12 protein-coding genes are annotated in these 10572 nt (G+C 64.4%); 8 read left to right on the top strand and 4 right to left on the bottom strand.

Annotation, left to right across the window (positions count from 1 at the left end):
• The first annotated feature begins 296 nt into the window (after window positions 1-296).
• The 8 genes from rpmH (at window position 297) to PA27867_RS19195 (ending at window position 5339) form a co-directional block, all read left to right on the top strand.
• Window positions 297-434: a 50S ribosomal protein L34 gene (gene rpmH / locus PA27867_RS20405; protein ID WP_010204566.1), complete on the top strand. Its 138-nt coding sequence runs from the start codon at window positions 297-299 to the stop codon at window positions 432-434.
• An 8-nt stretch (window positions 435-442) separates the two neighbouring features.
• Window positions 443-784 (top strand): ribonuclease P protein component, encoded by a 342-nt coding sequence (rnpA, locus tag PA27867_RS20400; RefSeq protein ID WP_084021327.1) that lies wholly within the window; start codon window positions 443-445, stop codon window positions 782-784.
• Window positions 781-1113 (top strand): membrane protein insertion efficiency factor YidD, encoded by a 333-nt coding sequence (yidD, locus tag PA27867_RS20395; RefSeq protein ID WP_084021326.1) that lies wholly within the window; start codon window positions 781-783, stop codon window positions 1111-1113. The genes rnpA and yidD overlap by 4 nt, the downstream gene beginning before the upstream one ends.
• Complete coding sequence (yidC, locus tag PA27867_RS19215) at window positions 1101-2075, top strand: membrane protein insertase YidC (protein WP_066598684.1); 975 nt, start codon at window positions 1101-1103, stop codon at window positions 2073-2075. Before yidD ends, yidC begins: the two co-directional genes overlap by 13 nt.
• Before the next feature lie 5 nt (window positions 2076-2080).
• Window positions 2081-2617, top strand: coding sequence for a protein jag (locus tag PA27867_RS19210; RefSeq protein ID WP_084021325.1), 537 nt, complete (start codon window positions 2081-2083; stop codon window positions 2615-2617).
• Window positions 2618-2631: 14 nt separating this feature from the next.
• The gene (rsmG, locus tag PA27867_RS19205; RefSeq protein WP_066598683.1) at window positions 2632-3261 is read left to right on the top strand and encodes a 16S rRNA (guanine(527)-N(7))-methyltransferase RsmG; all 630 of its coding nucleotides are present in this window, start codon (window positions 2632-2634) and stop codon (window positions 3259-3261) included.
• A gap of 87 nt (window positions 3262-3348) precedes the next feature.
• Window positions 3349-4287, top strand: coding sequence for a ParA family protein (locus PA27867_RS19200; RefSeq protein ID WP_066598681.1), 939 nt, complete (start codon window positions 3349-3351; stop codon window positions 4285-4287).
• Window positions 4287-5339: a ParB/RepB/Spo0J family partition protein gene (locus PA27867_RS19195; RefSeq protein ID WP_066598679.1), complete on the top strand. Its 1053-nt coding sequence runs from the start codon at window positions 4287-4289 to the stop codon at window positions 5337-5339. The genes PA27867_RS19200 and PA27867_RS19195 overlap by 1 nt, the downstream gene beginning before the upstream one ends.
• A 1326-nt stretch (window positions 5340-6665) precedes the next feature.
• On the opposite strand, the gene PA27867_RS19190 is transcribed toward PA27867_RS19195, so the two are convergent.
• From PA27867_RS19190 to trxB, 4 genes are all read right to left on the bottom strand, one after another.
• Window positions 6666-7625: a D-alanine--D-alanine ligase family protein gene (locus tag PA27867_RS19190; protein WP_066598677.1), complete on the bottom strand. Its 960-nt coding sequence runs from the start codon at window positions 7623-7625 to the stop codon at window positions 6666-6668.
• An 83-nt stretch (window positions 7626-7708) separates the two neighbouring features.
• Entirely contained in the window at window positions 7709-9028 is a 1320-nt protein-coding gene (locus tag PA27867_RS19185) for a PLP-dependent aminotransferase family protein (RefSeq protein WP_066598675.1), read from the bottom strand.
• A gap of 147 nt (window positions 9029-9175) precedes the next feature.
• On the bottom strand, window positions 9176-9499 hold the full coding sequence (gene trxA, locus PA27867_RS19180) for a thioredoxin (protein WP_066598673.1): 324 nt from the start codon (window positions 9497-9499) through the stop codon (window positions 9176-9178).
• A gap of 10 nt (window positions 9500-9509) precedes the next feature.
• Entirely contained in the window at window positions 9510-10484 is a 975-nt protein-coding gene (gene trxB / locus PA27867_RS19175; RefSeq protein ID WP_066598671.1) for a thioredoxin-disulfide reductase, read from the bottom strand.
• Window positions 10485-10572: the final 88 nt, after the last annotated feature.

Below are 10572 nucleotides of genomic sequence, written 5' to 3'. Positions count from 1 at the left end.
CACCGCCTGTGGGCAAATAACGACTGGATTCTCAGGCTTTACCCACAACCTGTGGATAACTTGTCCTCACGGTAGTCAATGACCGGCGGTCAGGCCAAATTAGCTCGAAGAACCTCAGCGTGTCTGTACCAGAAATGGGAAATCAATGGGCAGAATCGTACGTTTGGGCCTCGTCAGTTTGACCGCGGGCGAGCGAAGCCGTAGTTTTAATCAGTTGACCCCAGCCCGTGGGCTACCTCACTCTTTCCCGGCCGCTCGTTTAGGCCTGCGGAGATCCAATACGTGGAGATTGAACAATGAGCAAGAGAACGTTCCAGCCGAACAACCGTCGTCGCGCGAAGGTGCACGGTTTCCGTCTTCGTATGCGCACCCGCGCCGGACGCGCCATCCTCGGTGCTCGTCGTCGCAAGGGTCGCACCGAACTCTCCGCGTAAGCGATCCCGTGCTCGCTCACGCCAATCGCATTACGAGCGGGAGCGACTACAAAGCTGTCGTTCGACGAGGTATGCGGGTCGTTGGCCCGCACACCGTGACGTATCTTCGCCGTACCTCCGAACCCACTCCGGTGCGGTTCGGGTTCATCGTGGCCAAGAACGTTGGCGGTGCGGTGGTGCGTAACCGCATCCGTCGTCGAATGAAGGCCGTAAGTTTCGATCTCCTTCCTGGCGTTCCCGCCGGGACGGAGGTCGTTTTTCGCGCACTACCCACATCAGTGGACGCCAGCTGGCCCGAACTCGTGGCCGAGCTGTCGACCGCCATGGTCAAGGGCCAGCGCGGACGATGAACAGGGCGATCCTCACGCTGGTGCTGCTCCCCCGAAATGTCGGGGTGGTGCTCCTGCGCGTGTATCGCGCGGTAATCTCACCGTTGTACGGCGATGTTTGCCGGTATTACCCCTCGTGCTCGGCGTATGCCCTTGGCGCCGTTCAGGAATATGGCCTGATCGTCGGCGCTTTCTTCGCCGCACGCCGGGTCTTGCGTTGTCATCCTTGGGCTGAGGGCGGAATCGATGATGTTCCCCTGAAACGACACCGTCGCTACACCGTGACGTCGTTTGGATTTGTAGTTCCTTTAGCCACGGAAAGGGCTGACTCGCACGCATGGACCTCTTAGGTACTATTCTCTGGCCGCTGAAATGGGCCGTTGAGCTTCTGCTCGTCGCCTGGCACTGGGTGTTCTCCAATGTGGGCCTCGACCCGAACGACGGCCTCACCTGGGTGCTCTCCATCGTGGGCCTCGTGCTCGTGGTGCGTGCGGCACTGATCCCCATCTTCGTGCGGCAGATCAAGAGCCAGCGCAAGATGCTCGAGGTCGCCCCGCAGCTCAAGAAGATCCAGGACAAGTACAAGGGCAAGAAGGACCAGTTCTCCCGCGAGGCCATGTCCCGCGAGACCATGGAGCTGTACAAGCGCACGGGCACCAACCCGCTGGCCTCCTGCCTGCCGCTGCTGCTGCAGATGCCGATCTTCTTCGCCCTCTTCTCGGTGCTCAATGACGCCCAGAAGTCCAACGCCGGTGTCGGCCCGCTCAACCAGGAGCTCGCGACGAGCTTCGGTAACGCCACCCTCTTCGGCCGGGCCCCGCTGCACGACACGTTCGCGCAGCAGTGGACCCTGATGACAGCCGGCGCGGACTTCAACCTCTCCGTCATGATCATCGCCGCCACCATGGTGATCCTCATGACCGCCTCGCAGTTCATCACCCAGCTGCAGATCGTCTCCAAGAACATGTCGCCGGAGACCAAGGCGAGCCCGATGTTCCGCCAGCAGAAGATCATGTTGTACCTACTGCCGCTGGTGTTCGCCTTCTCCGGTGTGGCCTTCCCGCTCGGCGTCATGTTCTACTGGCTCACCTCGAACATCTGGACCATGGCCCAGCAGTTCCTGGTCATCCGCAACATGCCCACCCCCGGCAGCGAGGCCGCCAAGGCGCGCGAAGAGCGCATGGCCCGCAAGGGCAAGCTCATCGCCACCGACGGCGACATCATCGTCGTAGAAGAGGCCAAGAAGCCGGCCCAGCGTCAGCAGCCCGTGGGTAAGAACCGGGCCAAGAAGCAGACCGGCCCCAAGAAGTAACAGGGATGGACAACAACGTGACTGAGAACACCGACGTGATCAACGCGGATGCTGCTGCCGACGCCCCCGACGCACTACCGACCATCGGCCAGTTGGAGCAGGAAGGCGACATCGCCGCCGACTACATCGAGGAATTCCTGGATATTTGCGACCTCGATGGGGACATCGACATCGATGCCCGCAACGGACGTGCCTACCTGTCGGTGAACTCGTCCGACGCGACCAACCTGCGTCTGCTGTCCAAGCCCGACACCGTCAACGCCTTGCAGGAGCTCACCCGCCTGGCCGTGCAGAACAAGACCGGCTCGTTCTCCCGTCTGATCCTCGACGTCGGCGGTTCGCGTGAGGCGCGCCAGGCGGAGCTCACCGACCTCGTCGGCCGGGCGATCGAACGCATCGAGGGCGGCGCAACGGAGGCTTCCCTCCCCCCGATGTCGTCCTACGAACGCAAGCTCGTGCACGACATCGTGTCGGAGCGTGGCTTCGTTTCCGAGTCGTTGGGTGAAGGCCGTGACCGCCACACGGTCATCACCGCCGCGTAGTTTCACGTGAAACAGTGACCCTCTCTCTCGAGGCCGAGCCGGCCGTTGCCGCCGAGCTGTTCGGCGACCGCATCGACGCGGCGCGTGATTTCACCCGTCACCTCGCCGAGCAGGGTGAGGAACTGGGGCTGATCGGACCGCTCGAACTCCCCCGATTGTGGAGCCGGCACATCCTGAACTGCGTCCTGGTCGCTCCGCTGCTGCGCCCGGGTCGAGTCGGCGATGTCGGCTCCGGCGCCGGGCTGCCCGGCTTGGTTCTCGCGATTGCCCGTCCCGACGTGTCCTTCGTGCTCATCGAGCCCATGGAACGTCGCGTGGCCTGGTTGACCGGTCAGATCGAGGCACTCGGTCTGACCAACGCAACAGTGTTGCGGGCTCGGGCCGAAGACATCCGCTTGGATGCCCCGCTCGATCAGGTCACCGCACGGGCCGTGAGCGCCCTGAAAACGTTGATTCCCCTGACCGCGCCGCTGCTGCGGCCGGGCGGGGAGCTCGTCGTCATGAAGGGGGCTGGTGCCGCGGGTGAGATAGCCAACGCGGCCAAGGCCATCGCCCGCTTCCGGCTGCGAAATGTCGAAGTTCTCACCCTCGGTGAGGGCGTGCTGCCGGACGTCACCCGGGTCATAAGGGCTACAGTGGACTAGTCCCGGCAGCGCCCGTTCCCTGCGAACAGGCATCCGCCGTGGCTCACTCTCGGGTGGCTCATCAACCGTCGAACGCAAAGGTTTCACGTGAAACATCCTGGCGAAGACCAGCAGGCCGGCTCCCCCGGCCCCGGCCTCGACAACAGCACCCCCCTGGCCCGGGAGATTTCAGACCTGACCCGTCGGCGGCAGGTGATCGCGGCCGAACGGCTGCCGAAGCCGGCCAGCACCCGTGTGATCACGATCTCCAACCAGAAGGGTGGGGTCGGGAAGACCACCACGGCCGTGAACCTGGCCGCGGCACTGGCAAGGCAGGGTGCGCGCGTGCTCGTGATCGACCTGGATCCGCAGGGCAACGCGTCGACGGCCCTCGGTGTGGAGCACCGCGCAGAGACCCCCAGCGTCTACGACGTCATCATCAACGACCTGCCCATGGTGGACGTTGTGCAGAAGAGCCCGGAATTCGGGGCGCTCTACTGTGTCCCCGCCACCATCCACCTGGCCGGGGCCGAGATCGAGTTGGTCTCACTCGTCGCCCGGGAACAGCGTCTCCGCCGCGCCCTCGACCTGCACATCAAGGAGATGACGGACCCGTACGATTACGTCTTCATCGACTGTCCCCCGTCGCTCGGTCTGCTCACCATCAACGCGTTTGTCGCCGCGCGCGAGGTTCTCATCCCCATCCAGTGCGAGTACTACGCGCTCGAGGGGCTGAGTCAGTTGCTCAAGAACATCGAGCTGATCGAGAAGCACCTCAACCCGCAGCTCGTCGTGTCCACGATTTTGCTCACGATGTACGACAGCCGCACCAATCTGGCCAACCAGGTGGCGCAGGATGTGCGCGACCACTTCCCGAAACAGGTGCTGGATACCCTGATTCCGCGCTCTGTGCGCGTTTCTGAGGCGCCCAGCTACGGTCAGAGCGTCATCAGTTACGATCTGAACTCCGCAGGATCGCTCTCCTACCTCGAAGCAGCGGCAGAAATGGCCCGTCGGGGCGTTCCAGAATCAGGAGATGAGCAGTAATGGCAAAACGCACAGGGCTTGGTCGTGGCATCGGTTCGCTGATTCCTGTACAGGACAACCCGTCCCAGGCGCGTCCGGTCGACGTGTTCTTCCCGTATAACGAGAATCCTCATGCCGAGGGAACCGCCGGCGCCTCCCCCGTGACCGGATCCACGCAGGCTCTGGCCGTGGATGTGGCCCTTGCGACGTCTCCCAGTGAAACCGTCGAGTCAGCCAGCGATTCGGACAGCGATCTGCTGCCGGTACCAGGCGCCCGCCTCGCACACCTCAACCCGGCTGATATCGTGCCGAACGCCGTGCAGCCCCGCAGCGTGTTCGATGAAGACGACCTGGCCGAGTTGGTGCACAGCATCCGCGAGGTCGGCGTGCTCCAGCCGATCGTGGTGCGTCCGCTGGCCGAGCAGCCCGGTAAATACGAACTCGTCATGGGTGAGCGCCGCCTGCGCGCGACCAAAGAGGTCGGTCTCGACAGTATTCCGGCCATCGTGCGCGACACCGCCGACATCGACATGCTGCGGGATGCGCTGCTGGAGAACCTGCACCGCGCCCAGCTCAACCCGTTGGAAGAGGCGTCGGCGTACCAGCAACTGCTGTCCGACTTTGAGATCACCCAGGAAGAACTGGCCAGCCGCATCGGGCGGTCGCGCCCGCAGATTACGAACACCCTCCGGCTCCTGAAGCTGCCCGAGGCCGTTCAGCTGCGTGTGGCGGCAGGGGTTCTCTCGGCCGGACACGCCCGTGCGGTGCTCTCGGTGGGGGACCACGATGGCATGCTGCGGCTGGCCGACAAGATCGTGAACGAGGACCTGTCTGTTCGCGCGGCTGAGGCCGCGGCGGCGGCGGGCCCGAAGCCTGTCGTCGTGAAGCCGTCGCCCGGAAAACGACAGGGGCACCTGAATGAGATCGCCGAACACCTCGGTGATCGCCTGGATACCCGTGTGAAGATCAGTCTGGGCGCAAGAAAAGGCCAGATCACAGTCGATTTTGCGACGATAGGCGACTTGAACCGCATCCTCGGTGTTCTCGGTGAGCCCGGCTTCGGAGCGAACTAAATCTCTCACGTTTCACGTGAAACATCCGCTTCTCAAGCGCATGTGGTGAACTGAATCCGGCTGCTCGAACCTGTCGAGACGCTCTGATCACGTCGTTGTGCAAGTGTTTCACGTGAAACCTTCACAGCTGGTCACGGCGACGGGGCACACCTAGCTGGATTCGAATCCCATGTATCTCGTGACGAGTGCTGGTTCGCAACCACGCGATGGTCGAGCCTGTCGAGACCAGGTCACCTGGGCGCCGACCAACCCCGCCGGTCGAGCCTGTCGAGACCCGTTTACCAGGGCGCCGACCAACCGCGTCGGTCGAGCCAGTCGAGACCAGCTACGCTGAACATTCACTTCCAAGTCGACGTGCTCGATGCTGACTAGACCCGGTCACGATCATCACTGTGTTTCACGTGAAACACTCCACACACGATCAAGGTCCTCAGTGTCAGTCCGGCTCACTCGTCCAGACTCGGATCGGAACGTATGCACGCGTCGGTCGAGTCGCCGAGAGGGCGAAGACTTGGCAAGGAGGGGTGCGGGCAAATGTTTCACGTGAAACGGCCCGTAATTTCTCGCCCGTTGCAGGGCCTATCGGTCGCGGCGCGTAACGGGCGAGGGCACACATCCACGCGGTGGTCGATCTCGTCGAGACCTGGGGCGCCCTCAATTTTCGAACGACGCCTCATGTCGAAGGCGGCGATCGATGAAATTCAAGCGTTGTCGGCGCGTCTGTGCGCCGAAATGCATGGCTCACTACCGGATCAAGATCACGAAAGCTGCCGCACAGCGCCTCGCAGGCCGCCGAAAGCGACCGTTTCACGTGAAACCTGTCGACCCTTTCGCGCTTATCCGCCGATGGTGACGGGCTCAATTCCACCGCTTCCCCACAGGCCTGAATGAAATTCGCCCATGTCGTCGGTGTTTCACGTGAAACTCCCGAACGCGACCCGAGTGGAGCTCGCTCTTGCGATGCAAGCGCCGCCTGTGACCCGGAGCCAGGCCTCACTCCACCTCAGGTGTCACCGCGGGAATGTGCCCGGCTTTGGTTTCGACAGGCTCAACCAACGGCGATCGCGACGACGTGCATCAGCCCGGGCGCCGGGCTCATTGTTTGACGTGAAACGGTTCGAGGCTCGGGCTGGGTGATGATCTAGACGGCCGCAACCAGCGCCTGAGGGGCTGGTGGGGGTGCTGGTCTGCGATCGACCAGAGCGGCCAGCGGCCAGCGGCCAGCGGCCAGTGGCCAGTGACCCGGCGGCCGGCGCGTGGGTCAGGAGCGGGGGAGGGGTTGGTCCGTGCGGCTGGCTCAGTGTTTCACGTGAAACATGGCTGAAGTCAGCGCAAGCTGACCGAGGCGGCTCGGGCCAGGGCGGCGTACACGGCGCCAAGAGTCTCGCCGGATGCCTCGATCGACTGGGGTGCGAGCGACGTCTCGGTGAGGCCGGGGAGAACATTCGCTTCCAAGAACCAGGCGACACCATCGGCATCCACCATGAGGTCGATTCGGGACAGCTGGGCCAGACCGAGTAGGCGGTGGATCGCCACGGCGGTCTCCGCCACAGTGGCGGCGATGTCCGGCGCGATGCGTGCGGGTGTGAAGAACAGCGTTTCGCCGGCGTTATAGCGGGCTTCGAAGCTGAAAACACCGCTGACGGGCACGATTTCCACGGCCGGAAGGGCCTGGGGGCCGTCGCCGGTGTCGATGACTGTCACCGCGAGCTCGGTGCCCTCGATCTTGGTCTCCACGAGGGCGGTGTCGGCGTAGGTGTAGGCATCCACCATGGCGCGGGGAAGCCCGGCGGCGGTCTCGACGATGGTGACACCCTGGGCCGAGCCGCCCTGGGCCGGCTTGACCACCAGCGGGGTGCCGAGCGCGGTGACGAGGTGTTCGAGCACGCTGGCCGCACCGAGGTCCCGGAAGGTCTCGCGGGAGAGGGCGATCCAGGCTGGAGTGGAGTACCCGGCCCGGCGCACGAGTTCCTTGGCGGTGGGCTTGGACCAGGCCAGGCCTGCCGCGGTTCCCCGGGGTCCAACGTGCGGGATTCCCGTGGTTTCCAGGAGGGACAGCAGGGCGCCGTCTTCTCCGGTGGCACCGTGGAGCACCGGCCAGATGACGTCAGGCCGGCGCTCGGCGAGTTCGGTGAGCAATCCGGCTTGCGGGTCGAGCAGGGTGACCCGGTGGCCGAGGTTGGTCAGCTCGTCGGCGACGCGTCGGCCGCTGCGGATGGAGACGTCCCGTTCGTGCGAGATGCCGCCCGCGAGAACCACTACGTCAAGGAACTCGGATTCGCTCATGATCTGGGTTTTTCCTTTGGTTGGGCCGGTCGCTGCGGGTGGTGTCACTGCAGTTGGGGTGACAGCGGGTCAGGTGTGTCGGGTCAGTTGATGTCGGGCGGCGGGGCACCGAAACGGCGACCGTCGTGGGCGGGCGACAGGGAGCCGGTGCCGGCGAAGGTGTCGAGCAGCTCCAGTTCGTCGCGCACGACGGTGGCCAGGCGGCGGATGCCGAGGCGGATGTGTTCCGGAGTCGGATAGCAGAACGACAACCGGATGTTCTGGCGGCCCTGGCCGTCCGCGAAGAAGGCGGTGCCGGGGGTGTACGCCACCAGCTCCTTGACCGCGCGTGGCAGCATGGCCTTGGAGTCCAGGGTCTCGGGCAGGTTCAGCCACACGTAGAAGCCACCGTTGGGGTTGGTCCAGGTGAGCTCCGGCAGGTATTCTGCCAGCGCCGAGAGCATGGCGTTCTTGCGTTCGCGGTAGACACCGCGGAAGGTGTTGATCTGGCCTTTCCAGTCTGCCGTGGCCAGGTACTCGGAGATGACGAGTTGGCTGAACGAACTGGGGGAGAGCACGGCGGCTTCGTTGGCCAGCACCAGCTTCTCGCGGATGGCGTGCGGCGCCAGGGCCCAGCCCACCCGGAACCCGGGTGCCAGGGTCTTGGAGAAGGTGCCCAGGTAGATGACGCCGTCGCGCTCGACCGACCGCATCGCATCCGGTGCCTTCTGGTCGAAGTAGAGCAGCCCGTAGGGGTTGTCCTCGAGAACCAGGATCTGGTTCTCCCGGGCGATCTCGAGGATCTCCAGGCGACGCGCCCAGCTGAGCGTGACCCCGGCCGGATTGTGGAAGCTGGGAATCGTGTACAGGAACTTGATCGTGCGGCCCGCGGCCTTCAGCCGGGCGATGTGCTCGCGCAGGGCCTCAGGGATCATGCCCTGGTCGTCCATCGGAACGTGGTCCACGTCCGCCTGGTACGACTTGAAGATCACCATCGCGGTGACGTAGCTCGGCCCCTCCGAGATGACGACGTCACCCGGGTCGAGGAAGAGCTTGCTGACCAGTTCGAGGGCGTGCTGCGACCCCGTGGTGACGACGACGTCGTCGGCGTTCGCCCGGATGCCCTCGAGGGCCATGACCTCGAGAATCTGCTCCCGGAATAAGGGAACTCCCTGACCAGAGCCATATTGCAGGGCCACGGGACCTTGTTTGCGCATGACGTTCTCGAGCGCGTTCATGACGAGGTCCTGCGGCAGAGCGGCGACGTAGGGCATTCCGCCGGCCAGGGAGACGACCTCTGGGCGGGAGGCGACCGCGAACAGGGCGCGTACCTCGGAGGCGCGCAGGGCGGCGGCTCGCTCGGCGTAGTGGTGATACCACGGGTCGAGGTTGTTGCCGGCCTGGGGGGTGCCTATCGCTGTCACGTCATGTCCGTTCTGGTGAGGCCTTAATCGTATGGGGTGCCACGCGCGGTGTCCGCATAAGCCGGCGGATGCCCGCGCGAATACGCAAAAACACCCGCCCGGCGTGTGCCGGGCGGGTGTTGGGGTTCGCGAGGAACCGTCCGGCGGCTACTTGAGGTAGGCGGCCAGGTCGGCTTCGAGGGCGGGCTTCGGCTTGGCGCCGATGACGGTCTTGACGACCTCGCCCTTCTGGAAGACCTTCATCGCGGGGATGGAGGTGATCATGTACTTCGCGGCGAGGGCCGGGTGGTCGTCGACGTTCAGCTTGACGATGTCGATCTTGTCGGAGTTCTCAGCGGCGATCTGGTCGAGGATCGGGCTGACGGCGCGACACGGGCCACACCACTCGGCCCAGAAGTCCACCAGGACGGTCTTCTCGTTGTTGATGACTTCCTGGTCGAAGGTGGCGTCGGTAACGGCGCGTGCTGACATGTAGTGCTCCTTAGTTGGTGACGCTTGCAAATTCGGGGTCGCCGGCCTGAGCCAGCAGATCCTCGGGAAGGGTAGCCAGGTAGTGTTCGGCGTCCAGAGCCGCCACGGTGCCGCTGGCGGCCGCGGTGACGGCCTGGCGGTACGTGGGGTCAATGACGTCTCCCGCGGCGAACACGCCCGCCTGGCTGGTCTTGGAGGACCGTCCGGCGACCGCGATGGTGCCGTCGCTGGTGAGGTCGAGCAGGTTGTGCACGAGGTGGGTACGCGGGTCGTTGCCGATCGCCACGAACAGGCCGCCGATCGGGAGGTTGCTTTCGGCACCCGTGACGGTGTCGCGCAGGCGCAGGCCCTCCACAGCGTCTTCACCATCGATGCCGACGACCTCGGTGTTCCAGACGAACTCGATCTTCGGGTGCGACTTGGCGCGCTCCTGCATGATCTTGGACGCCCGCAGGGTGTCCTTGCGGTGGATGATGTAGACCTTGCTGGCGAAGCGGGTGAGGAAGGTGGCCTCCTCCATGGCGGAGTCGCCGCCGCCGACGACGGCGATGACCTTCTCCTTGAAGAAGAACCCGTCGCAAGTGGCGCACCAGGAGACACCCCGGCCGCTCAGACGCTCTTCATCGTGGATGCCGAGCTTGCGGTAGGCGGAGCCGGTGGCGAAGATCACCGAGAGGGCCTCGTGCGTCTCGCCGTTGCCCAGGGTCACCGACTTCACGGTGTCGCCGAATTCCAGCTTCGTGACGTCGTCGTAGACGACCTCAGTGCCGAACTTCTCGGCCTGCTCCTGCATCTTGGCCATCAGCTCGGGACCCTGGATGCCGTCGGCGAAGCCGGGGAAGTTCTCCACGTCGGTGGTGTTCATCAGTTCACCGCCGGCCTCGACCGAGCTGGCGATCAGGAGCGGCTTCATGTTCGCCCGCGCAGCGTAAATGGCGGCCGTGAACCCGGCAGGGCCCGAACCGATGATGATGATCTGACGCACGCGTAGACTCCTTGAAATCAGTGGGAGAGACGCCCTTCGGCGCCTCACTTTCGGGTACAACACATCCTAATCGGATGCTATTCCGCGC

Origin of the sequence: Cryobacterium arcticum, assembly GCF_001679725.1 — a bacterium.
In the GTDB taxonomy this organism is placed as follows: domain Bacteria; phylum Actinomycetota; class Actinomycetes; order Actinomycetales; family Microbacteriaceae; genus Cryobacterium; species Cryobacterium arcticum_A.
The sequence above is the reverse complement of the archived record's forward strand: the minus strand, read 5'-3'. Positions and strand labels throughout refer to the sequence as shown.

Coding starts and splice junctions, on each gene's coding strand:
- rpmH (WP_010204566.1), top strand. CDS start 297: ATGAGCAAGAGAACGTTCCAGCCGAACAACCGTCGTCGCGCGAAGGTG.
- yidD (WP_084021326.1), top strand. CDS start 781: ATGAACAGGGCGATCCTCACGCTGGTGCTGCTCCCCCGAAATGTCGGG.
- yidC (WP_066598684.1), top strand. CDS start 1,101: ATGGACCTCTTAGGTACTATTCTCTGGCCGCTGAAATGGGCCGTTGAG.
- PA27867_RS19210 (WP_084021325.1), top strand. CDS start 2,081: ATGGACAACAACGTGACTGAGAACACCGACGTGATCAACGCGGATGCT.
- PA27867_RS19195 (WP_066598679.1), top strand. CDS start 4,287: ATGGCAAAACGCACAGGGCTTGGTCGTGGCATCGGTTCGCTGATTCCT.
- PA27867_RS19190 (WP_066598677.1), bottom strand. CDS start 7,625: ATGAGCGAATCCGAGTTCCTTGACGTAGTGGTTCTCGCGGGCGGCATC.
- trxA (WP_066598673.1), bottom strand. CDS start 9,499: ATGTCAGCACGCGCCGTTACCGACGCCACCTTCGACCAGGAAGTCATC.